The organism is Chryseobacterium amylolyticum, from assembly GCF_051011775.1.
Lineage (GTDB): Bacteria > Bacteroidota > Bacteroidia > Flavobacteriales > Weeksellaceae > Chryseobacterium.
Genome location: NZ_JBPCHX010000001.1, coordinates 991251 through 1015289, shown reverse-complemented (window position 1 = coordinate 1015289; position 24039 = coordinate 991251). Strand labels below are relative to the sequence as shown.

Genomic DNA, 24039 nt, shown 5'->3' with positions numbered 1-24039 from the left:
TTAGTTATAAAGAGTCTTTCTGAACCATTTGTCAGCAAAATTAAAGCCGATTCTCAGGTTGATGAAATTCTGGTTGATCAGGTTGTTTTGAAGAGTTCCTCTCTTACCAACTTCCAGCCCGATTTCAAGACCGCTCATTCTTGTGATACTGCTGTTTTTGAATGGTAGCATCACACCGGCAGAAATACCGAACTTGTTAATGCTGTTTCCTTCCAGCTTAAGGCTTCCTCTTTCGTAGAATGCTCCATATCTGTAGATCACCCTTGAGAAGTAGCTTCTGAAGTTATTATAGTTAGGAAGATACCATCCTCCTGCAGAAATTCTGTAAGTATCCTGGAAATCAAAAGTTTTACCGAAATAATTGATATCTTCTCCCTTTTTATAATCTATCTGACCAGATACAAACCAATGGTTCTCACTTCCATACCCAACTCCAAGGGAAGCCTGTAACGGAAGAAGATTTTTGGATTTTGTTTCTTTTTGTTCGATAATTGTTTCTGAACCGGTCATCTTTGTAGTTTCCTGAGCATCAGAATATCTGTAGGTACTGTTGATGTACTGTGTCGTCATATTACTTGTATTCCCAAAAGTAGCAGTGGCTCCTACGGTAAACTTCTTGTCAGTACGTGTATTTAAAGTCTGGTAGCTTGTACCAAGCGTAAAATTAAAGTTTCTGATTCTGTTTTTAGTCTCATAACCATTAACATACTCCCCTACATATGTACCAAGGTTACTGTTGTAGGCACGGAATTCGTTAAGGTCATTAAGATCTCCGAAATAAAGATTAGCTTTTGCTCCTACGGATAATTCCTGATTGATCTTATAAGAAACAGCAAGCTGTGCAGTATTCAATGTTCCGCTGCCTTTGAAGCTGTTTTTGTAAAGAGGAGTCGTGTTATCACTAGCAAACTGCTCCGTTACGATGTCGTAGCTTTTGGAACTGTATGGCTGGTAAGAAATTCCCATTTTCACTTTTGAAGATAATGGAAAAGCAATCGAAATATTGGAAAGATACGTAGAATGCTTTGTAGATTTCATATCGTTATAGTTCGATTTGAAATAATTGTTTTCGTTGGTAGCTTCCAGTCTGATACTTGTAAGTTCAAAATTGGCGTTATTTGCCGGGTTGGCAAAATTGAAACTACTGGTAAAATCACTTATAAAAGCAGTAGATATACCTCCCATAGAAGTAGTTTCGATCGTATTATCATATTTCACATCTCCAATTCCATAAGCTGCATAAGGAGAGTTGCTTAGACTCTGTGCATTCAGAAAATATCCAACTGATATGAATGATACTACAAAGATTTTTTTCATTCTTTATTTTTAAAACAATGCGCAAATATCTTAAATATTAATGAATTGTAAAAATTATATGTGGTTAAAGTTTGTTAAGGGCCTTTCTTCAGAAGAAAAATGCAAATTTTCACAGATATAAATAACAATTCTTTATATAAAAAGATTACCCGGCAAGAACGGCTTACTTTATCAGGCTTATTCTGTATTTTATATTTTAAGCAGACTTAATTTTATGAATTGAAATAAGATTTTTTATCTTTGAAACATGAATTGGGAGAATATCGCCGGACAGACGAATCTGAAAAAACTTCTTAGAGAAAGCATTGCTGAAAGCAGAGTGAGCCATGCCCAACTTTTTGTAGGAAAGGAGGGATACGGAACACTTCCGATGGTGCTGGCTTATGCAAGGGAAATCTTCAGCCAGGAAAATGAACATGCTGCTGCAAAGGTAGAGCATCTCAATCATCTGGATCTGCACTTCAGCTTTCCGGTTTTTACGGATAATAAAAACTCTTTAAGTAAGAATAAATTTGATGAATTCAGGGAAATGATCCTGGCTTCCCCATATGCAAGTTATGATGACTGGACTGCTTTTTTGGAGTCAGAAAATAAGCAGTTATTTATTTCTGCAGATGAAATAGATGATCAGAACCAGAAATTTTCTCTGAAAAGTTTTGAAGGAGGAACCAAAATTCTTATTGTCTGGAGAGCAGATAAGATGAATGTTGCCGCTTCAAATAAATTTTTAAAATTCTTGGAAGAGCCGCCGGCAAAAACTGTCATCCTTCTTACTGCTGAAAGTACCAATGACATCCTTCCTACCATCCTTTCCAGAACACAGATTGTAGAGATCCCGAGAATTCATGATGAAGATATTGAAATGTATCTCAGACAGAACTTTTCGGTTTCAGAAGAAAAAATAAGAGAGATTGTTCATGAAGCGCAGGGAGATCTCAACGGGGCCATAAAATTGCTGAATTCGGGTGACAAATCCAATGAGTTTGAAAAGCTCTTTGTGCAATGGGTAAGAGATGCATTTATGGTAAAAAAGAAACCCGAATATCTCAGGAGCATTATTTTCTGGGCAAGAGAAATTGCCGGATGGAACAGGGAAAAACAGAAAAACTTCCTGAATTATTGTTCTGAAATATTCAGGCTGGCATTGCTTCAGAATTACCAGTCCGAAGATCTTGTGTATAAAAAGATCAATGCAAATGGTTTTAATTGGGCAGGATTTTCAAAATTTATAAGTGGTGCCAATATTGAAAGCATCCTGGAAGAAATCAATGCAGCCGACCTGCATCTGACAAGGAACGGGAACCCTAAAATTGTCTGGACGGATCTGGGAATAAAATTATCAAGATATATACATAAAAGCTCATAAATAAACTCCGGTGTCAGCCGGAGTTTTTGTTTTCAACTACAACCGGTTATCATATTGCTTGTAGTTTTCTTCTTTTTTTATCTATTATTTAATGTAAAAGTATTCAGAAAATTCAAATACTGTCATGAGAATTTTTCATTAGTATTAAATAAATATGAACTCTTTTTTAAGTTGCTTTCCATCAAAAACAGCCTTTTCTTCGGTTTTAACATCTATTATAGAAACAGTCTTTTCTTTGCAATAAATTAAATCTATATTAAAAAATCAATCAATCGTTTGATTTGAATAAAAACTTATGTAAATTTGCGCCCTGAAAAATGAATACCAACATGATTTCAAAAGAAGAGAATATATTATTTGCCGCCGAGGAGCTCTTTGCTGAAAAAGGGTTCGAAGGAACCTCTACCCGGGAAATTGCTAAGGCTGCTAATGTAAATATCTCTATGATCTCATATTATTTTGGCTCTAAGGAAAAACTTTATGAGAAATTAGTAGAATACAGAATGAATGAAGGTCAGTTTTTTTCGAAAGATCTTTTGGGAAGAACTGATATCAACGAATGGCAGAAAATTGAAAGAGTAATAGATCAGTTTTCCAACAAAATCCGGACTCAAAAATGCTTTTACAGGATTATGCAGAGAGAGCAGCTGCATACCAAAAATCCACAGATTGTAGAATTTTTGAAGCAGACCAAAATGGGATTCCTTTCCATGTATTCACAGATATTGGAAAGCGGTCTTAAAAATGGGATTTTCACCAAAAAACCACCTATTTATCTGCTTCATTCCACCGTAAGCGGGACTTTATTTTATGCATTCAATGCAAAAGAAATGTATAAAGAATTCCTGAATGAAACAGAAGATGAGGAAGGTTTTGACGAAAAATACTATACAGAACTTAATAAACATATTAAATATTTACTAAAAGACCTTTTAGGTTATGAAGAGAATAAATAACTCAGTGATTGCATTATCACTATTCGTAGGAATAGCCCATGCAAATGCTCAGGAGAAAAAAACACTTTCTCTTGACGAAGCCGTGCAGCTGGGAATCCAGAACAGCAAGAATCTTAAGATTGATGCAGCCAAAATTGAAGAGGCTACAGCTGATCTTCTGGAAGCTAAAAACAGACAGCTACCGGAGCTGAAAGTGTCAGGAAGCTATATGTATCTTCCGATAAAACCGAATATTGATATCAAGCTTCCCGGTGTTTCAGGTGCAGGAGGTCCGGAAGTACATCAGGTGCTTTACGGAACTGCCAATCTGAGCGTTCCGATCTACAGTGGCGGAAGAATCAAATATGGTATTCAGTCGGCTAAATATCTGGTGGAAGCTTCCAAGCTGAGCACTGAGAATGATAAGATTGCTATTGCTTATAATGTAGCTCAGGCTTATAACAACTTATTTAAGGCAAACCAGTCTATTAAGGTTTTTGAAGAAAATCTTGCTGCTTCCCAGAAAAGAGATGAAACGTTCCTGAAAATGGAAAATAACGGTTTGATCGCGAGAAATGACAGATTAAAAGCCAACCTTCAGACTTCAAATATTGAGCTTCAGCTATTGGAGGCAAAAAATAATTACAATATTGCCAATATCAATATGGATCTTCTGCTGGGTCTTCCTGAAACAACAATACTTGAAGTGGATGAAAATTATATTGAAGAAGGATCGGATGTGAAGCCTGTTGATTTTTATGTTAATGAAGCCAGAGAAAACCGTAAGGATTTGCAGGCTTTGGCACAACAGAGAAAAGCAGCAGAATTTGGGACCAGGGCTGCAAAAGCAGAAAATCTTCCTTCTATAGCATTCACCGGAGGTTATGTAGCTGCTGATATTCCTAAGTTTCTTACCGTATATAATGCAATCAACGTAGGAATCGGAGTATCCTACAACTTATCCAACCTTTGGAAAGAAAATTCTTCTTTAAGACAGTCACAGGCCAGAGAAAAACAGCTTGCCGCTACCGATGAATTACTGAACGATAACATTAAGCTTGACGTCAACAGAGAATACCAGAACACAGACTATTCCAAAAAGAGAATTGCTGTTTTCGAAAAATCTGCTGAGCAGGCCAATGAAAATTACAGAATTACAAAAAATAAATACGACAACGGTCTTGCAACCATGACTGAATTGCTGGATGCAGACGCCGCTCAGATTGCTGCCAACGTTGGCGTAATCAATGCTAAGGCAGATGCTGCACTGGCATACAGAAAACTATTACAGACAACAGGAACTTTAACAATTAAATAATCAGATCGAAACCAAAATGGAAAATAATAATACACAGGCAGCTGAACCTAAAAAGAAAAAAAGTTTAGTTTTTCCTATCATTTTAGCGGCAGTAGTAATCGGAGGAGGAATCTACGGTTACAGAGCTTATACTTACGGACAGTATCATGAAGAAACTGACGATGCCCAGATTGCTTCCAATATGGCACCGGTAATTTCTAAAATCTCCGGCTATGTAGCGGAAGTAAAAGTAAAAGACAACCAGTTTGTAAAAAAAGGAGATACGTTGGTGATTTTGGATAACAGAGATCAGAAAATGGCTCTTGAACAGGCTCAGGCAGCATTATCTACAGCTAAAAGTAATATTTCCAATGCAGAAGCAGCTACAACAGCAACTTCGAAAAATATTGGTTCTTCAGAAGCAGCAGTAATCACTGCTAACGCTCAGATAGAAGCTGCAAAAGTAAATGTATGGAAAACATCACAGGACCTGAAAAGATATGCCAATCTTGTAAAAGACCATTCTATTACAGAACAGCAGTATGAGCAGGCACTGGCTGCAAAACAATCTGCAGATAAACAGCTACAGGTATTGGTTGACCAGAGAAATCAAATCGCTCAGCAAACTCATATTGCTTCTTCTCAGACGGCGGCAAGCTCTCAACAGATCAGTGTTGCAGGATCAGTAGCTAAACAGAGAGAAGTAGATGTGGAAAATGCAAGACTGAACTTGTCATATACGGTAATCCTGGCACCTGAAGACGGATATGTAGGAAAAGTACCTACACAGGCAGGACAGTATCTGCAGGCAGGGTCACAGTTGTTTGCTTTGGTGAAAAACGACCAGAAATGGGTAGTGGCCAACTTTAAGGAAACACAGGTAGACAAAATGGTAGAAGGTCAGAAAGTAAAAATTGAGATTGATGCTTTTCCTGACCAGGAATTTGAAGGGGTGGTAAGCTCATTCTCTCCGGCTACAGGAGCTACTTTCTCTATTCTTCCTCCGGATAATGCAAGTGGTAACTTCGTAAAAGTAGTTCAGAGACTTCCTGTAAAAATTGATTTTGTGAATCTTGACAAGAATATTGCAAAAAGATTAAGAACAGGAATGAACGTGAAAGCAGAAGTGGCTTTGAAATAGTATTTATGTACTGACGTAAAATGTATTCATGATGAATTGAAAATCATTAATACATCCTACATTTTACATTAATACAATTATTCGAATAAAAATTATGCAAGATTCATTAGTAGAATATGGAGCGCGGAGAGTGATCATTACGATTACTGCCATCCTTTGTGCCCTTCTTGAAATTGTAGACTCCACGATTGTTAATGTTGCCTTGAATGAAATGAAGGGGAATCTTGGAGCTACGCTTTCAGAAGTGGGTTGGGTGATTACGGCTTATGCTATCGGGAACGTTATTATTGTTCCCATGACAAGCTGGCTTTCACAGCAGTTCGGACGTAGAAATTACTTTGCGGCATCCATCATCATATTTACGGTATTTTCATTTTTATGTGGAAATGCCACCAATATCTGGGAACTTGTTTTCTTCAGATTGATGCAGGGTATCGGAGGAGGAGCCTTACTGGTAACCTCACAGACGATCATTACGGAATCTTATCCGATTGAAAAGAGAAGTATGGCTCAGGCTATTTATGGTCTGGGAGTAATTATCGGTCCTACATTAGGTCCGCCGCTTGGAGGATACATCGTTGATAATTACAGCTGGCCGTATATATTTTATATCAATATACCAATCGGGATTGCAGCCACTTTAATGACATTGCAGTTCGTGAGAAGTCCGAAATATGCTGAAAAGCGTAAAGTTTCAGATGTCGACTGGATCGGTATTGGTTTACTGGCCGTAACGGTTGGTTCATTACAGTTCATTCTGGAAAGAGGGCATGAAGAAGATTGGTTTGAAAGCGGAATGATCGTAGCCTTTACAGTAGCTGCAATATTAGGATTTATATTATTCCTCTGGAGGGAACTTACCTTCAAATATCCGATTGTAGAGCTCCGGGTATTGAAAAATGGAAACTTAAGAATCGGAACGGTGATGTCGTTTGTATTAGGATTTGGGCTGTATGGGTCTACATTCATCGTTCCGCTTTATACTCAGAGTATCCTGGGCTGGACGGCGCTTCAGTCAGGAGCCTTAATGATTCCGGCAGCCTTAACGACTGCTTTCATGATGCCTATCATCGGAAGATTACTGACGAAAGGAGCAAAACAGCAGATTTTAGTTTCCCTGGGATTATTCATCTTCTTTATCTACAGTTTCTGGGGATATAAAATCCTGACACCAGACACCAGTAAAGATGCTTTCTTCTGGATGCTGATTGTGAGGGGAGCAGGTCTGGGACTGCTGTTCATTCCTATTACATCACTGTCATTAAGTACACTGAAAGGCCAGGAGATTGGTCAGGGTGCAGCTTTTACCGGGATGATGAGACAGCTGGGAGGATCTTTCGGGATTGCAGCAATTACAACCTTTATTGCCAATGCAGGCCAGAAATACAGGAATAGCTTAATTTCCCATCTGGACGAAAACAGTTTTGATGTTCAGCAAAGGCTGGCTGCCCTGAAAGCAAACTTTATTGCAAAAGGAATGACTCCTGATGCCGCAATGAATGCTGCTTACAAAATGCTGGATCTTTCCGTAACCAAACAGGCAACCGTTCTTTCCTATATGGACGTATTTCTTTATCTCGGGGTCATATTCCTGATATGTATTCCGTTTATCTTGTTCATAAAAGAAAGAAAGAGCAAAGAAAAAATAGATTTGAGTGAAGCCATGCACTAAATTTTTAAATCAAAACCTTCGGAATTTCCGAAGGTTTTTTTATGTTATTTTTTCGCGTAAAATAGTAGGAAACAATAACTTTCTGTTTTTATTTTGTTAAATAAAAAATAATATCACTTATTGGAGAGTTTATTTATTTTTTCTAGCTTTACATCGTTTTACAACTTAAAATGGCATCCCCAGAATACTAATAACTTATTATATGAATCAAATCCAGCTGCCGGAGACTTACCTGGCATTATCAGATTTCAGAAAAAATGATGTCTATCTCCCTGAAATGAATCAGGCTCAGCTTATTGCAGATTTCTTTCCCGGAACTTTTACAGAGCTTACCCAGCGCCTCTCTGATATTACAGGGGCTTTTTACGGAGGAATGCTCAAACAGATTGGAAAACTTTACGGGGCTGAAGCTATTGAACAGCTTTCCAGCACTTTTATGTACGATCTGGGATCAAGAATGACCCTGAAGAATCTTGAAGCAAAACCCAATCTGCAGCCCGGAATTCCAGCTGTTGCAAAAATATTGATGGGAGCAGTTTTTACATCCAGTCCTGAATATAATTTTGAATTTAAAGAATTAAATGATTACAAATGCGAATTGCTCATTAAAGGAGTAGACCGTTACCACAAAATCACCCATAGCCTGCAAATTGCAGGTCTGTTAAAATGGCCAGTCATCAAACCTTTTATACAGGGCATTTGCGACACTATGGGACTGGATGTTTTACTTGAAATAAAAGTACTCAGACTGGATCCGGACAGCAGGTGCAGTTACCATGTCATTGTTTCTGAAAAATAGAATGAGAATGCCGGGAAATTAACAATGCATTCATGAAATATAACAGAAGCGGACTTTAGTCCGCTTTTACTATTATAAATCGAGAATCAGCTTCAGCCAAAACCTAAAACTGTACCCGCATCCCGTGCCCCGAACTCCTAATCGATCCTTCCTGTCCATTCAATCCCGCTGATATCAATCAATTTTAAGGAATGAATTTCATTTTTCTGAAGAACATCATCAATATTCAGAGCCACATCGGCCTTTGCCCCCAATGGAACTACAAGACTGTATTTCGCCGGTTTCACTTTGGCAACATAATGATTTTGAATATTCTCTTCAGGAATTCCGGCGAGTTCTCTGTGATCAAGCTCCTTTAGAATATTTCCGTTTTTGTCCAGAATATGGATGCCTATCAAGAAAGAGCCGTATACATCGGCACCTTCAGTTCTGTATACCTCAAATTTCAGGTGTGATTGATTATGGGAGATATTTGAAATTTCCAGTTTGGGCTTTACTGATTTATTATGGAGGGTTCCCCATACACCACCATGGAAATACTGATTGGTAAAAAGGGTTAGCCCGAATATGATTAACGATCCTGCCAATACGAAAACTTTAGGTTTTGAGAGGGGGAAACTTCCGGATCCCAGCCATTGAAACCATTTCTTTTGAGTGAAATTTTTATTATTCTTCATAAAATAATAATCCAGTGAATAAGCACCGCTTCCCGAGAGAAAAAGAACAAATCCTCCTGCGATTCCCAGAACACCTATCTGCCATTCATCAAGACAGGTCGTTCCCAGCCAGCCGGAACCCAGTAAAATTCCAAAAGCAAGGCTGAAGATACCGATACTCATCAGGCGGGTAAATAATCCGAAGATAATGAATAATCCGGCAATAGCTTCAATGATGGTGAAGATCATCATAGAGCGCTGTAATGCGTCGGGATGGGTAACCAGATATTCAATAACAGGTTTTATTCCAAGTGCATTAGGTAAAAAATGATTGAATTTTTCCCCGATATATCCCTTGTCATCAGGAATAAGTTTGTTTTCCAGGATAAGTCTGCGCCAGAACGCTGAAAAATAAGTCCATCCGATAACCATGCGGAGGGATAAAGTATATAAGCCGGCCAGGTCCGAAGACTGGCTGTTTACGGTATGTTTCATTGAAATTAATATTGTATTATAAAAAACTGATTTTTAAATTGACTTAAAAAGGTTTTAAATCAGATTAAGTTTCAGTCTTTTAAACAGAATATATTTCGGAGGGCTGTTTCCTGTTGAATGCCCGGAATAGTTATTGAGAAAGATCTTCTCTTCAACGGAACTGACTGCAGCAGGAGTAAAGCCAGATAAGAATTTATTATACTGGTTTTGAATTTTGATTTTTGAAACTGATATGCCTGAAGAAGCAGATGCCATATCGCAGCTGAAAGAAAAAGAGGAGGTGGTTTTTACCTTATTCAACCCGCTGATAAATTCAATATCAAAAATATCAAGAACATTCCTTTTAACAGAGCATGGAGACAATGAAAACACCAATATAAGCATCGTAACGACAGCTTTGTAAGTTTTCATATGGAATCCTGAATGGTGCATGATTACAAAACTACACTTTATTTCAATGTAAGCTTAATAAATTCCAGAAAATGATCCTGCTGATCTACAAATAAATAATGGGAGCAGTTATCAATCAGTTTAAAGTTTTTCTTTCCGACAATATTTTTAAGATCATCAAGTTGTTTTTCTGAAAATATACCGTCATTCTTACCATACACTGCAAAAAGAGGAATTCCTTTTTTTTGGATATTTTTTAAAACTGTGGTATTATCAAGATTATTCAAAGGTTCATTCTGATAAAATGTCAGAGGAGAGTTGGGGTTTCTTATATTGTTTTTATAAAATTCTCCTGCCTGGTATTCCTTTCTCAGCATTTCACTTTCGGGAGTAGGGTTGGGCATGTCAAAGAAGCCAAGTTTTCCAGCCATTTCATAGCATCTTTTTCTGTAAGCCGCGGAATTTTTATCCAGATTTTCTATTGCTGAAATCTCTTTTAGCTGCACAGAATCATTTTTGAAATGTTCTTTTGCCTTTTTAAGAATATGGTCATAGGTTTCCTGCTGAGTAAATAAAGCTCCTGCAAGGGTCAGCGACTTTACCTTTTCAGGAAATTGTGCCGTAAACAAGGTTCCGATAATACCGCCGAAACTGTGGGCAATAATATTGGCTTTTGTGATATTGTATGCGGAATAAATACTTTTTAAATCCTCAAAACTTTCTTTAAATGTCATGGTTGCGCTTTTATCTTTTGAACGTCCTTCACCACGCCTGTCATAGACAATGACATAAAATCCTTTGTCGGCAAGTTTTTGCGCTGTAGTACCTTCAAATAAAGTGGCATTTCCACCCGGTCCGCCATGAATAAAAATGACAGGAGGGTTTTTAGGTTCCCCATAAGCCTTAGAATATAAATTCTGTGCTTTAAAGAACATTGAGCCTATCATAAAAAGAAGGGAAAACAGTACTTTCATATTGGATATTTTGACTCTTCTAAACTACTAAATTTCTCCGGACGGAAATTTATAAAACTGTTTTAATAACTGTTAAATTTAAAAAGTAAAACACTACTGACGGACAGTTGTCACAATCCCGCTTTATCTTTACAGTCTGAAAGTTTTACAAAATAGAAAATATATTGAAATGAGTTATTGTTTGGCAATAGAAGGGATGCAGCCCGAAAGCAGAAAAGAGCTGCACAAGAATTATCATGACAACTATTACGGGTTTCCTATTCATAATGATAATGAATTGTTCGGAAGACTGATCCTTGAAATCAATCAGGCTGGATTAAGCTGGGAAACTGTTCTGAAAAAAGAAGAAAGCTTCAGAAAAGCCTATGACAATTTTGATATTCAGAAAATAGCGGCTTATACGGAAGAAGACCGGGAAAGACTGCTGAGCGATCCGGGAATTATCAGGAATAAGCTAAAAGTAAATGCTGCGATTGAAAATGCAAAAACAATCATTGAATTACAAAAGGAATTCGGTTCTTTCGAAAAATGGCTGGAGCATCATCATCCCAGAACATTGCAGGAATGGATGAAACTGTTCAAAAAAACATTTAAGTTTACAGGCGGGGAAATTGTAAATGAATTTCTGATGAGCACCGGATATCTGAAAGGAGCGCATCATGAAAGCTGTCCCGTTCACTCAAAAGTATTGGCGCAAAAACCTTTGTGGAAGAAGACTGAGGGAAAGTAGAATACGGATTATTCTTCAATTAACAGGCCCGGACTCTTACGGAATGACAAATAGAACTGTTTGACATTATGCACAAACGATGTCATTCTGTAGGAATCTCAATTCTTTTATTCTGACAGAAAGACTCAAAATAAAGGAGATTATTTAAAGTGATGAATTTATTTCATCCCTCTTACCGAAACATCCGGTTTTTCACCTTGCGGCACAATGAAAATAGCATTATCGCTGATGGTATCGCCAGGATCAAAATAATAACTTCCCGTTACAGGAATAGTACTTGTAATGAATTTCCCGGATTTATCATAAGCAGAATAGGTAACATTAATCATTTGAGCCTTCATTTTTAATTCTATTTTTTTAGAAGTCAGCCTGGCTCCGGTTGCATTAATGCAGTCCAGTTCTACAAGGCCAAGGTTGCTTACAATTTGGGGGAAAGCAGATAATCTTATGTTATATGCCTTATCCGAAGTATTTTTAACCGATGCTGAAACTTTATAGCGGTCATAGGATTTTCCACCGGATTCTACACTTTCTTTATTGAGAATATTAAAGGTAACAGCCATACCATTGATTTCAATTGTTTGGCCATCAGAAATTTTTTGTGCATTCAGAAGGTTTCCTAAAAAAGTGAATGCTGTAAAAGAGAGAAAAAAAGCAATGTTTTTCATAAATATAATTTTAAAATTTAATGTGAATTAAATTTACGAAAAAATAATACGATGAAAATCCTTTAACCAAAACCTTTTTATTTGTTTTCCATAATCTGTTTATGTTCGTTACCCCATTTCTCAAACTCAAGAATGATGGGCTTCAGTTTATAACCGATTTCTGTAAGCTCATATTCTACCCGTGGCGGAACTTCGGCATACACTGTTCTTGTAATGATTTTATCCTCTTCCAGTCTGCGGAGCTGAAGCGTAAGCATCCGCTCGGTAATGTTCCGGAGCTTTTTTCTAAGTTCCCCGAATCTCATTTTCCCATTGATCAGATAACAGCAGATTGCCAAAGCCCATTGTCCTCCGATAATATTGGAAGCATAAATTTCCGGGCACTCATCAGCAAGCGCTTTTTTATTGGCATAATTGGTTGAGGTTTCCTTTATTTTAGTCATTACTTACATTTTTTATAGTACCATACAATAGGTTGCTAATGTACGAAATGTAAGGAACGTGTTGTAATTTTGCAACAGAAATTTAAACATAATGAAGACCTTAGTAATTGTGACGCATCCTGATATTGAAAAATCAGTGATCAATAAAAAATGGATTGATGAATTGAAGAAATACCCTGAAAAATATACGGTTCATCAGCTGTATGAGGTTTATCCTGACGGGAAAATTGATGTAGCTCAGGAACAGAAGCTGATGGAATCTTATGATAAAATCGTATTTCAGTTCCCTTTTTACTGGTTCAGCAGCCCGCCGCTTTTAAAACAATGGCTGGATGAAGTGGTTTTGTATGGCTGGGCCTATGGAAGCAACAGCGGTTTCAGGCTGGCCGGAAAGAAAATGTCACTGGCTGTTACCGCAGGAATAGATGAAGAAGGGTACAGCGCATCCGGAGAATATAAATATACGATGAAAGAGCTTTTCCGGCCTTATGAACTGACTTTTGATTATATAAAGGCAGATTACAGAGAACCATTCGTTTATTATGGAATTGAAAGAAATTCTTCCGATGAATGGATCAACAGAAGTGTTCCGATGTATCTGGAATTTCTGGATAATTTATAATAATATGGAAAGTAAGCTGAACTTGAATTAAAATGAGTTCAGCTTACTTTTGTATGTATTCAAAAAAATACAGAGAATAATACTTAAACCCCTTATCCTACCGTAGGAGTATCCTCTTCTTTCAGTATTTTTTTATCCTTCATGGTGAGCATCATTCTTTCATATTTGTACTTTTCCCAATCAAAGCTGTTGAGAAAATCGAGGGCAGCCTGAAATCCTCTGTTGAACAGTTCTTCCTTTTCCTCTCTTTTCATAAAGAAATTCAGCCAGCTGCTGGTCCCACAGTTAACGGTCTGTATGCTGTACAGTTTATAAAAGGTGTGTTTGGTAAGAAATGTTTTATCATTAAATCCTTTCAAGGTGCTGATGATATTTCCGGCGTAGCTGAATGGTGTTTTAAGGATTTCTTCACTGGTTTTCCCTTTTTCCGAAAGGATAGCAGAATCACTTGTGAGCTGCACTCCAAAAAGGGGCATTCTCGGATAAAAAACTTCATCCGCATGAAACAGATCAATAGGGAAGTTGGAAATACTGCCGCCATCAATAAAAACTCCTGCAGGGTTGATATCTTCAGGCTTGGTATTCATCCAGTATCTCCAGGCATATTTTACAGAATCATCATTTTTATTGATTGGTTTCTGAAAAGGCTCAAAGAAAAAAGGAACAGCCATAGAAGCCCGTACAAATTCTGCCGGACTGATGTGCTTCAGTTCCTCTTCAGACCAGTAAAGATTAGCCATCGTGGGAAGTTCTACCTTAATTTTTGCATTGATATCGGTGGTGATGACAACATATTCGGATTTGAGAAGGTAAAACGGGTTATTTTTATAATAATCATTATTCACAGAGCTCTCGTAGAAAATCCGGTATCGTGTCTGGTCAATATGTTCCTGATTTTTGGTTTTAATCTTTTCGATGCTTTGTAAAGCCATCTGATAATATTCCTGTCCGTTTCCATACCGGTAATTGAGGTTGAGTTCTCTTTCTTTCTGAATAAATTTTTTATTGAGATGAGCAACCGTTTTGATCCCGAACTGATCCAGCGCATTCTGCATTGTGTTCTGAAAAGTATTTCCGGGATTCAGTCCGCTGTTTTCTTTTCTGAAATTGTTGTAAAGCTTCCTGATACAGAAAAATAAAATGACGGCTGGTATCAGCGGAATCAGGAACATCAGTTTCGCATTCAGAATCGTTGTTGAAGGTGCCAGAAAAGGAATGCTGATCAGAATAATAAAAAGGATAGCGGCAATAACAGCATTGATCTTAAAAAAATCTTTGTTGTTCAGCATCGCATGAAGGGTGGTTTTTACGTACGTCTTCCCATCCATGAAATCTGAAAAATCCCAGCTGAAAAGGATATCCTTGATCAGCTCACTTTTAGATTCCTCTTTGGTCTTACAGGCTGCAATAAGCATCGTATTAATGGCGCCGGCACTTGTTCCTGCTACTTTCAGAAAACGGATGCCGAATATCTCCAGCCCGTAAAGATAACCTACCAATGCACTTCCCCAGACACCACCACCTTCCTGAACAAATTCCACATACTGATTACCTGATTGATCCAGAAGGTCAGAAAATTCTTTGCCGGAGATATTCTGATGTAAAGCCATCAGCTTTTCTTTGGATGCCTGCGAAAGGGACGGATCTTCCAGGATTTTGTTGAGGTTTTCAGCGGTCATGGTATTTTTGTTTTGTTGGTATGATGGTTAGAGACAACAAGTAATCAACGGATCATATTTTATAGGAGTACACCTTTGTGCCCATATAAAACTAATCACCATTGCTTTCGCCTTACATAAATAAATGTACTGATCACAACCGCAGCCATTGCTCCCAAAGTTATAAAATAGCCATACTTATGATGAAGTTCAGGCATATTATCGAAATTCATCCCGTAAACCCCGGCAATAAAGGTGATTGGTAAGAAGTAAACAGAATAAATGGCTAAAACCTTCATCACCTGGTTGGCCTTCTGATCCGAAAGTGCCAGGAACATGGAAATAAGGTTGGTAATCTGGATATTCAGGTGATCAAAATCCGCCACAACATCTTTATGCTTGTCCTTTAAATCAACAAATTCGGAGTCCTGTAAATTCAAGAGTTTAAATTTATCAATAGCATCCGTAGAGATGACCAGTACCCGTGAATTCAATCCTGATTTGCGTTTCAGTTTATAAAGACGGCGGATCTGGCTGGTATGATTGGTGTTTTTAAGGAAAATCTCATTCTCAATATTATCCATCGTTTCAAATAGGCTTAAAGATTCATCATCAAAACTTTTCATAATCAGGATAGCAATCATCAGGGTGATTTGCTGGGGAGTGACATCTTCCTGGATTAAAGAAACCTTTTTCTTGGTCTCGGTGATACTTCTGGTCTTCATCCTGTGGATGGTAATAATGGTATTTTCAACCAGAAAAATTCCAATCTTGGTGCTGATATCGCTGATGGTATTCAGATTTTTTCTTTCCAGCTCCGTACTTTCACGAAGTAGGAAGAATTTTACGTTCCCGTCTTCTTCATATTTCGGAAGGTGGTTAGGATCCATTGTATCTTCAAGAAGAAGATTGTTGATTTCATATCTTTCATGAAGAAATTTCAGGTCTTCTACAGTAGGAGCCTCTACATCTACCCATTCGCACTGGGAGGTTCTGTATATCGTGTCAATTGGCATAAAGTAAAAATACTAATATTTTGAAAAACTATGTGTTAAATAAGTTTTATCTTTGCCAAAATTAAAAAACTATATGATTAAAAGTACAATAAAAGGTGTGGGATTTTATGTTCCAGATAACGTTGTAACAAATGATGATTTAGCAAAACTGATGACTACCAATGATGAATGGATTACGGAAAGGACAGGCATCAAGGAAAGGAGACACAGAAAAAACAGATACGACTCTCAGGAAACCAGCGCTTATCTGGGGTTTAAAGCGGCAGAAAAAGCCATCCAGAATGCGGGTCTTACCTCAAAAGATATCGATTATATTATCTTTGCCACGCTTTCTCCGGATTATTATTTTCCAGGATGTGGTGTATTGCTTCAGGACATGCTGGGATGTGATACGATAGGAGCTTTGGACGTAAGAAATCAATGTTCAGGATTTGTATATTCAATGAGTGTTGCCAATGCATTTATCAAATCAGGGACTTATAAAAATATTCTTGTGGTAGGAGCTGAGGTTCACTCTTTCGGACTGGATTTTTCTGATGAAGGAAGAGGAGTTTCTGTCATTTTCGGAGATGGGGCAGGAGCTATTGTTCTTTCAGCTACAGAAGATGAAAATGCAGGTGATATTTTAGCCATGAATATGCATTCTGAAGGAAAATATGCAGATGATCTTTGTACTCAGTTCCCGGGTTCAAAGTTCGGATGGAGTGACAGGATGAGAAAAGACCCTGAAAATGTAACAAATAAAGAAGTATACCCGATTATGAACGGTAACTTCGTGTTCAAGCATGCCGTAACAAGATTCCCTGAAACAATGATGGAAGCATTGAACAAAGCAGGAAAAACCATTGAAGACCTCGATATGTTTATCCCTCACCAGGCGAACCTGAGAATTGCCCAGTTTGTACAGGAAAAATTCGGATTACCAGACGATAAAGTGTTCAACAATATCCAGAGATACGGAAACACGACAGCGGCTTCTATTCCGATTGCTTTAAGCGAAGCGATTGAGCAGGGAAAAATCAAAAGAGGAGACCTTGTCCTTCTTTCTGCTTTCGGAAGCGGATTTACGTGGGGAAGTGTCCTGTTTGAATACTAATAGAAGCAATTATTGCTTAGTATCTCATAAAAAACAGAAGGGCAACTTTCACTTATACCACAACTGAAGACGTGAAAATTCCCATCCTTTGGAGGGGTGACGGAAATTCAAAGAATTTTTGACGGGGTGGTTTATACATCATAAAAAACGCAGAACGGAGTTCTGCGTTTTTTTATTTTAGACTTTACATAATTAAAGACTTTTCAGTAATTTTTCCGTGTCAGAAGAATCCTGTCCGGTGCTTTTGGCAAGTTCAATAGACTTTTCAGCCCATATTTTTGCATTTTTCTTATCACCCACCTTATTGTAAAGGTTGGCTAAAGTATCTGTATTGGCAAAGTTCTGATCTTTTTTTACAGATTCCTGCGCCCATGCAATTGCTTTTTCAAGGGACTCCTTATTGCTTACATTTTCAAAGAAGTTCCATGCAAGGGAATTCAGCTCTTCGGAACCTGCTGCAGAATAATCTTTGTAAAGGTCAAGGATTAATTTTTCATATTCAGGAATATTTTTATTCTTTAAAGCTCTGTTGGCTTTCATTCTTTTTAAGATTTTGTCAGCCTCTTCTTTGCTCAGGAATTTCTGGGCTTCTGACATAAAATAGCTGTCATTCCATGTTTTGGCATCTGCATTGTACGCTTTTTTAGAAATAGTATTCAGCTTGATATTTTTATCAAACTTTTCATACTTATCTTCCGGGAAGAATTTAACGATATCGGCTTTTTTATCCTGGAAAATTTTGTACAAAGGACTGTCTGTAGTCTGAACTCCGGAAAGAAGCATCTGAATATCCTGCTGATCTAAACTGGTTTTCTGCTGAAAATAACGGTTCATCACTTTACCGGCGAACTCAGCATCATTATACATGGTAAGCCCTGCAAGATTCTTTAAAAATTCAGGATCTTTTTCTCCGTTTTCAAATTGCTGCTTCAGAGAAGTCAGTCTTTTGTTAGGATCTTCAGCATCTTTTGCAAACTGGATAAAGTCTTTTTCTTCTACATATCCCAAAGTTCTGTGTACAGCTTCACCGTTTCCGTCAATAAAAAGGTAAGTCGGGAATGCTTTTACGTTGTATTTTTTGGCAAGTTCGATTCCTTCCCCTTTTTCCATATCAATTTTAGCATTGATAAAATGAGAATTATAATAATCACCCACAGACTGAAGCGGGAAAATATTTTTAACCATCAGTTTACATGGCCCGCACCATGAGGCATATGCATCAATAAAGACCAGTTTTTTTTCATTTTTCGCTTTGGCAAGGATAGAGGCAAAATTGCCTTCTTCAAATTTAATTCCCTGCGCCCATGCCAGGGCTCCTATAAAGATGGAGGAAAGTATTGCTATTTTTTTCATAAAAACTTTTTATTCCCTACAAATGTAATAAATATGATGACACCTGAGCCGTTCATATTGAAAATAATTATACAGGAACTTTAGCTTAAAAACAGAGATCATGTGATATGAAAGATAATCAGTTATTATTTTAGTCTTATTATTAAAATTAATGTAAATGACTGTTTTAAACGATTAAATTTCAAGATAATATTTTAATAAAAAATAAAATATCACTAGTTTTGTAAAAAACAAAAAGACACTCCGTGAAAATAATGATGAATTATTATAAAATCAAAATAATAATTTGTTTTTTTATGCCTAGAAGTCTTCTGAAATTTTTGTTTTTGCTGATAACAGCAGTTCCTATATTCGCTCAGAAAAAAAATAACTTTGATCTTACCTGTGAAAGGACCTCTTCCGTCACAGCTTATAAGGATTTACCCAAAGCAATCAAAACTGCGGATTCTCTTTATATGTCAGCTCAAGCTCCTGCAGAAAAAATCCAATGTCTCATCCTTTCTTCAGAACTTTATCACCATGCGGGCGAACTTAAAAAAGCAATTTGTTACAGTGAAAATGCACATTCGGTAATCAACCAGATTAATGATCCGCAATGGATGGCTGTAGTAACCAGATTACTTGCGAAACAATATAGACAGGTAGGGTTATACGAAAGATCCAAAAAATACATTCTGAAAGGATTGGACGCTGCCTGCCGGATCACTGATTTTCAGAAGAGTAACGAGGCGGCAGGATTGCTGAATCAGGAAATGGCCTTCTATGAAATGGAGATGGGGAATTATCCCAATGCTATACAGTACATCGAAGCTTCTCTGAAATATTTTGAAAAAATAAACAGTGATAAAGAAAATAAGACAACAGCCGCTTCTTATCAGCTGTTGGGAGATATTTATTTCAAACTTAATGATTATCCTGTTTCTGAAAGCTATTATAGAAAAGCAGAAGGTTTACTTAAAGACGGAAGCTGCACCTTGGGTTTGGTGTATAACGGATTAGGAGGTATCCGTCTTAAGCAGAAAAACTGGAAAGATGCTGAATTCTATCTTAAAAAGGCGGAGAAAATTGCAGATACCTCCCGGAGTCTTAAGCTTAAAAAAGTAGTATATTCCAATATTAATGATTATTATGAAGGGACGGGAGATAATTTTAAAGCTTCATTGTATGCGGTGAAATATGTACGTGCCTATGACAGCATTGCAGCCCGTAATCAGAGTTTTGCAATGAAGTCCATTGAAAACCCAAAGGGAAAGCCTAATAAAAAGAGCGGGCAGATGAACAGAGTAAAGAATGCTGCCATTGTGATTCTCTTTATTTCACTGGTCGGTTTGCTTATTTTTATCAGAAGAAAGCAGAAAAAACAACGTTCAAAGTTACGAAACATGATGAGGGCTCAGTTTAATATGATCGGCGGCAGAAACCATTATCCTTTACAACAGCCAGACTCTGAGTTTTCCAATATATCTGTAGAAGAAATTGATGACAAAGAATCTGAAGCAGACCGGAGAAGAAATGATTCTATGATGACTTCCGAAACAGAATCTAAGCTGCTTGAGCTTCTTGAAGATTTTGAAAAAGGTGATCTTTATAACAATAAAGGCATGTCCCTTTCTTTTCTTGCCGGTGAATTGAACACCAATACAAAATATCTTTCTTATGTCATTAATCAGCATAAAAGCGCAGACTTCAAAACATACATCAACCGTTTAAGGATCAATTATATTGTAGATAAACTGATCAATGATGAGAAATACAGGCAGTACAAAATAAGTATCCTTGCTGATGAATGCGGATTCTCTTCTCACAGTAAATTTGCATCGGTCTTTAAAGCGGTAACGGATTATTCTCCATCTGCCTATATCAAATATCTGGATAATGAAAATAAATCCGATAAAGATGTTCATTTTCCGTAAAATGATTAAAAAGACCTGATTTTTTAATTTCTATCTTATCATTTTCACGAAAATGAACAACCTATTGTTTTAAAGAAACGCCTTTCTATCATATATTTGTCCCAGTTTCACAGAACAGGAGACAATCCTGATACATCTTATCGCTTTTTATTCCGCTTTCTGAATTAAGGTCATTATAAGTGAAACAGTAATTCCCATTTTCATTTTTTAAGGAAATATTCTGTATCAGAATATCACCATATTTATAATCGGGGTTGATTGCCCGGTTTTTTTTCAGTCAAGTTTTTTTAAGTGCAAATCCACAGAAAGTCTGTGGATTTGTGATTTTATTTAACTTTTGTACTGTCAGTCTTTGCTTTTGAAGTATCAGCCGGTGCTGGTGAAGGAATAGAATTGGCAACTGCAGAATCACCCATTCTGTTTCTTAAGGAATCTTTATTATGGGCTTCTTTATATTCCTCTCTTTTTTCTTTGTTTTGAGCACAGCTTCCAAGGAAAAGAAATCCGAGAATGGCTCCTATGAATAATTTTCTCATTGTAATATATTTTAATGTTGGTGTTTATCAAATATAAGGATTTAAAGATAAAAGATAAAAGATAAAAGATAAAAGATAAAAGATAAAAGATAAAAGATAAAAGATAAAAGATAAAAGATAAAAGATACTCTTATTAAACATCTATTATACATTTGGATGTCAAATATCAAAGGGAATTTCTTTGTTTTTAATTTTTCATCAGGTTTTATAGAATTAATAATGGTTAAATTCCTACGGAATGTCAAGGACTGATTGTATCATGTATTTGGTGCTGCTTAATTCTTTTGTCATTCTGCAGGGATCTATATAACATTATTTTCAACAACGTTGAAGAATAAAATGGTTTTTTCATTAAGCTATTTGCCAGGCTATCAATAGAAGTAGGCTTTAGCCACTCTCATTATAGTCAAGCTTCATCCGGCTTTAGCCAAAACCTGATTTTTTCATCCGATAATTAAATTAAACCATTTATCCTTTACCTTTTATCATAAAAAAATCTGCAGCGCTTTCATCTGCAGATTTTCCATGTTAAGTTAAACGTATATAAATACTATTTGACAGGAGACGTTGCCATAGAATCCTTTTTTATCTTGATAGTGTCAGGATTCGTCATTTTTGTAGTCATTGTATCAGTGGTGGTAGGGGGTATACTTTTTTGTGTACTTTCTACTGTTGCTGAATCACGATTACTTGTTGACATTGTCGATTCTTTGGTTCCACAGCTCACTGCAAATATTCCTATTCCGATGGCTGTTAGCAATAACTTTTTCATATTATTTTATTTTGGGGTGTATAATAACGGAAAATCAATAATTATTCCTAACAGGGCATTAAAAATCGTAAAATATCCGTAAAGTTTGTTAAAAGATGTTAGTGAGGGGAGGGTTGCGGCTTCGAGGTATGAGGTGTGAAGAGGGAGAGTTAGAGAGTTAGAGAGTTAGAGAGTGTAGGGGAAGTGAAGAGTATTTTTTCTGGTTATCAGTAACTTTTAATTTTAAAACTAAACTTTGAACTCTTAACACCGCCTCATAACTCGGAATACAACCCCCGAATCCCAAACCCGTATTACTCCACAAAAAAGCCCCGAAACCGAAATTCCGAGGCTGTATGTCAAGAACAGACAATTATTGCTTATTGCCCGTTACTTATTACTTATTACTTATTACTTATTATCCAAGGTATGGATATTTGTAGTTTTTCGGAGAAACAAAAGTTTCTTTTACGCTTCTTACAGAAACCCATCTCAGAAGGTTCATTTTAGAGCCTGCTTTGTCATTTGTTCCTGAAGCTCTGCCTCCACCGAAAGGCTGCTGTCCTACTACAGCACCCGTTGGCTTATCGTTGATGTAGAAGTTACCGGAAGCGTTTTCTAAAGCCTTATAAGCTTCGTTGATTGCGTAACGGTCTTGTGAGAATACAGAACCTGTCAATGAATAAGGAGAAGTAGAATCTACCAGCTTAAGTGTTTCTTTCCAGTCTTTATCTTCATATACATAGATGGATAAGATTGGGCCGAAGATCTCTTCTACCATACTTTCATAGTGAGGATTGGTAGTTTCAATTACCGTTGGGTGTACAAACCATCCTTTAGAATCATCATATTTTCCACCGATTGCAACAGTAGCTTCACCGGAAGCATTGGCTCTGTCGATATATCCTTTACATTTTTCGAAAGAATTTTTGTCGATAACAGCGTTTACAAAGTTAGAAGTATCTTCAGGAGAACCGATTTTGATTGTACTCATCTGATCTTCCATTACTTTTTTCACATCGGCCCAAAGAGATTTAGGAATATACGCTCTTGACGCTGCAGAACATTTTTGCCCCTGATATTCAAAAGCACCCCTTACCAATGCCGTAGCTACAGCTTCTACGTTCGCAGACGGGTGGGCAATTACAAAGTCTTTACCTCCTGTTTCTCCAACAATTCTTGGGTATGTTCTGTAGTTGTGGATATTGTCACCGATCATTTTCCACATTCCCTGAAATACTTTTGTAGAACCGGTAAAGTGAAGACCTGCAAAATCCGGGTGAGCCAATACTTTCTCAGCAGTTTCTTTACCATCAGTAAAGATCATATTGATAACCCCTGCAGGAAGACCTGCTTCTGTTAATACATCCATGATTACTTTTGCAGAATATACCTGCTTGTCAGATGGTTTCCAAACCACTACGTTTCCTAGCATGGCCATACAAGTCGGAAGGTTTCCGGAAATCGCTGTAAAGTTGAAAGGAGTTACTGCAAAGCAGAAGCCTTCTAATGGTCTGTACTCAACACGGTTCCAGATTCCGTTGTCAGAAACCGGCTGTTCAGCATACATTTCTGTCATGAACTCTACGTTGAATCTTAAGAAATCGATAAACTCACAAGCAGAATCAATTTCAGCCTGGTGTACGTTTTTAGACTGTCCGATCATTGTTGCAGCATTGATCACATCTCTGTAAGGACCAGCCAAAAGATCGGCTGCCTTTAAGAAAATTGCTGCACGCTGTTCCCAGCCTAGTTCATTCCATTCTTTTTTAGCTGCCAATGCCGCGTTGATAGCGTCATCCACATGCTGCATACTACCCTGGTAATAGAATCCGAAGTCATGCGTATGATCCTGTGGAGACTGAAGCTGTACTTTTGTATCAGTTTTTACTTCTTTTCCATTGATAATCATTGGGATTTCTACCTTTTCAGCCCACATTTTTTTATAAGTGTCGATAAGGCTTTTAACCTCGGGAGATCCCGGTTCATATGAATTTACCGGCTCGTTTACCGCTAATGGTACTTGCGAAATTGCTTTTGACATATTACGTTTTATTATTTTATTAAATTAAATAAGATGTGTATACAAATTTACGATAATTATAAGGAAAGAAAAAATGCCGACTGATTTTGTGAAATAAGCTTAATTTTTGATTAATCCTTAGTGAATACTATTTTTTGAGCCAATATAATTGATAATAAAACATGTGT

Annotated in this window: 22 protein-coding genes; 10 read left to right on the top strand and 12 right to left on the bottom strand. The window is 37.1% G+C overall.

The window, feature by feature from the left end; all coding sequences use genetic code 11:
- A complete protein-coding gene (gene bamG, locus ACR1PO_RS04400; protein WP_332387913.1) occupies positions 1-1317 on the bottom strand; it encodes a BamG family beta-barrel-assembly machinery protein in 1317 nt (438 codons plus the stop codon).
- Between the two features lie 247 nt (positions 1318-1564).
- Here bamG and ACR1PO_RS04395 point away from each other — a divergent pair, with 247 nt between their 5' ends.
- From ACR1PO_RS04395 to ACR1PO_RS04370, 6 genes are all read left to right on the top strand, one after another.
- Positions 1565-2683, top strand: a complete 1119-nt coding sequence (locus ACR1PO_RS04395) for a DNA polymerase III subunit (protein WP_433985978.1) — start codon at positions 1565-1567, stop codon at positions 2681-2683.
- A 329-nt stretch (positions 2684-3012) separates the two neighbouring features.
- Positions 3013-3639 (top strand): TetR/AcrR family transcriptional regulator, encoded by a 627-nt coding sequence (locus ACR1PO_RS04390; RefSeq protein ID WP_433985977.1) that lies wholly within the window; start codon positions 3013-3015, stop codon positions 3637-3639.
- Entirely contained in the window at positions 3623-4936 is a 1314-nt protein-coding gene (locus ACR1PO_RS04385) for a TolC family protein (protein WP_433985976.1), read from the top strand. The genes ACR1PO_RS04390 and ACR1PO_RS04385 overlap by 17 nt, the downstream gene beginning before the upstream one ends.
- A 16-nt stretch (positions 4937-4952) precedes the next feature.
- A complete protein-coding gene (locus ACR1PO_RS04380; protein ID WP_002977630.1) occupies positions 4953-6056 on the top strand; it encodes an HlyD family secretion protein in 1104 nt (367 codons plus the stop codon).
- Between the two features lie 94 nt (positions 6057-6150).
- On the top strand, positions 6151-7728 hold the full coding sequence (locus ACR1PO_RS04375) for a DHA2 family efflux MFS transporter permease subunit (protein ID WP_433985975.1): 1578 nt from the start codon (positions 6151-6153) through the stop codon (positions 7726-7728).
- 202 nt (positions 7729-7930) lie between these two features.
- Positions 7931-8527, top strand: a complete 597-nt coding sequence (locus ACR1PO_RS04370) for a hypothetical protein (protein ID WP_433985974.1) — start codon at positions 7931-7933, stop codon at positions 8525-8527.
- 137 nt (positions 8528-8664) lie between these two features.
- Here the strand turns inward: ACR1PO_RS04370 and ACR1PO_RS04365 are convergent, their stop codons facing one another.
- Genes ACR1PO_RS04365 through ACR1PO_RS04355 form a run of 3 tightly spaced genes read right to left on the bottom strand, consistent with a single transcriptional unit; the run spans position 8665 to position 11042 of the window.
- Positions 8665-9678, bottom strand: a complete 1014-nt coding sequence (locus ACR1PO_RS04365) for a TQO small subunit DoxD (RefSeq protein WP_433985973.1) — start codon at positions 9676-9678, stop codon at positions 8665-8667.
- Positions 9679-9732: 54 nt separating this feature from the next.
- Complete coding sequence (locus ACR1PO_RS04360) at positions 9733-10110, bottom strand: hypothetical protein (protein WP_433985972.1); 378 nt, start codon at positions 10108-10110, stop codon at positions 9733-9735.
- 17 nt (positions 10111-10127) lie between these two features.
- The gene (locus tag ACR1PO_RS04355) at positions 10128-11042 is read right to left on the bottom strand and encodes an alpha/beta hydrolase (RefSeq protein ID WP_433985971.1); all 915 of its coding nucleotides are present in this window, start codon (positions 11040-11042) and stop codon (positions 10128-10130) included.
- 169 nt (positions 11043-11211) lie between these two features.
- On the opposite strand from ACR1PO_RS04355, the gene ACR1PO_RS04350 reads away from it, so the two are divergent.
- Positions 11212-11772: a DNA-3-methyladenine glycosylase I gene (locus ACR1PO_RS04350; protein ID WP_433985970.1), complete on the top strand. Its 561-nt coding sequence runs from the start codon at positions 11212-11214 to the stop codon at positions 11770-11772.
- Between the two features lie 158 nt (positions 11773-11930).
- Here ACR1PO_RS04350 and ACR1PO_RS04345 read toward each other — a convergent pair whose 3' ends face one another.
- Together ACR1PO_RS04345 and ACR1PO_RS04340 are read right to left on the bottom strand one after the other, a co-directional pair.
- Positions 11931-12440, bottom strand: a complete 510-nt coding sequence (locus tag ACR1PO_RS04345; protein ID WP_433985969.1) for a hypothetical protein — start codon at positions 12438-12440, stop codon at positions 11931-11933.
- Between the two features lie 77 nt (positions 12441-12517).
- Positions 12518-12883, bottom strand: coding sequence for a winged helix-turn-helix transcriptional regulator (locus ACR1PO_RS04340; RefSeq protein WP_433985968.1), 366 nt, complete (start codon positions 12881-12883; stop codon positions 12518-12520).
- A 91-nt stretch (positions 12884-12974) separates the two neighbouring features.
- Here ACR1PO_RS04340 and ACR1PO_RS04335 point away from each other — a divergent pair, with 91 nt between their 5' ends.
- Positions 12975-13505, top strand: a complete 531-nt coding sequence (locus ACR1PO_RS04335; protein ID WP_332387901.1) for an NAD(P)H-dependent oxidoreductase — start codon at positions 12975-12977, stop codon at positions 13503-13505.
- A 92-nt stretch (positions 13506-13597) separates the two neighbouring features.
- Here ACR1PO_RS04335 and ACR1PO_RS04330 read toward each other — a convergent pair whose 3' ends face one another.
- A complete protein-coding gene (locus ACR1PO_RS04330) occupies positions 13598-15184 on the bottom strand; it encodes a patatin-like phospholipase family protein (protein WP_433985967.1) in 1587 nt (528 codons plus the stop codon).
- A 95-nt stretch (positions 15185-15279) separates the two neighbouring features.
- Positions 15280-16179 carry a magnesium transporter CorA family protein gene (locus ACR1PO_RS04325; protein WP_332387896.1) on the bottom strand — a complete coding sequence of 300 codons (900 nt, stop codon included), beginning with the start codon at positions 16177-16179 and terminating at the stop codon, positions 15280-15282.
- A 73-nt stretch (positions 16180-16252) separates the two neighbouring features.
- On the opposite strand from ACR1PO_RS04325, the gene ACR1PO_RS04320 reads away from it, so the two are divergent.
- The gene (locus tag ACR1PO_RS04320) at positions 16253-17275 is read left to right on the top strand and encodes a 3-oxoacyl-ACP synthase III family protein (RefSeq protein ID WP_433985966.1); all 1023 of its coding nucleotides are present in this window, start codon (positions 16253-16255) and stop codon (positions 17273-17275) included.
- 192 nt (positions 17276-17467) lie between these two features.
- Here ACR1PO_RS04320 and ACR1PO_RS04315 read toward each other — a convergent pair whose 3' ends face one another.
- A complete protein-coding gene (locus tag ACR1PO_RS04315) occupies positions 17468-18628 on the bottom strand; it encodes a thioredoxin family protein (protein WP_433985965.1) in 1161 nt (386 codons plus the stop codon).
- A gap of 296 nt (positions 18629-18924) precedes the next feature.
- On the opposite strand from ACR1PO_RS04315, the gene ACR1PO_RS04310 reads away from it, so the two are divergent.
- Positions 18925-20541, top strand: coding sequence for a tetratricopeptide repeat protein (locus tag ACR1PO_RS04310; RefSeq protein WP_433985964.1), 1617 nt, complete (start codon positions 18925-18927; stop codon positions 20539-20541).
- 326 nt (positions 20542-20867) lie between these two features.
- Here the strand turns inward: ACR1PO_RS04310 and ACR1PO_RS04305 are convergent, their stop codons facing one another.
- The 3 genes from ACR1PO_RS04305 to pruA all read right to left on the bottom strand — a co-directional run bounded on the left by ACR1PO_RS04305 (position 20868) and on the right by pruA (position 23872).
- Positions 20868-21077 (bottom strand): hypothetical protein, encoded by a 210-nt coding sequence (locus tag ACR1PO_RS04305; protein ID WP_433985963.1) that lies wholly within the window; start codon positions 21075-21077, stop codon positions 20868-20870.
- A 550-nt stretch (positions 21078-21627) separates the two neighbouring features.
- Positions 21628-21777, bottom strand: a complete 150-nt coding sequence (locus tag ACR1PO_RS04300) for a hypothetical protein (protein WP_332387889.1) — start codon at positions 21775-21777, stop codon at positions 21628-21630.
- A 469-nt stretch (positions 21778-22246) separates the two neighbouring features.
- Complete coding sequence (pruA, locus tag ACR1PO_RS04295; protein ID WP_433985962.1) at positions 22247-23872, bottom strand: L-glutamate gamma-semialdehyde dehydrogenase; 1626 nt, start codon at positions 23870-23872, stop codon at positions 22247-22249.
- Positions 23873-24039: the final 167 nt, after the last annotated feature.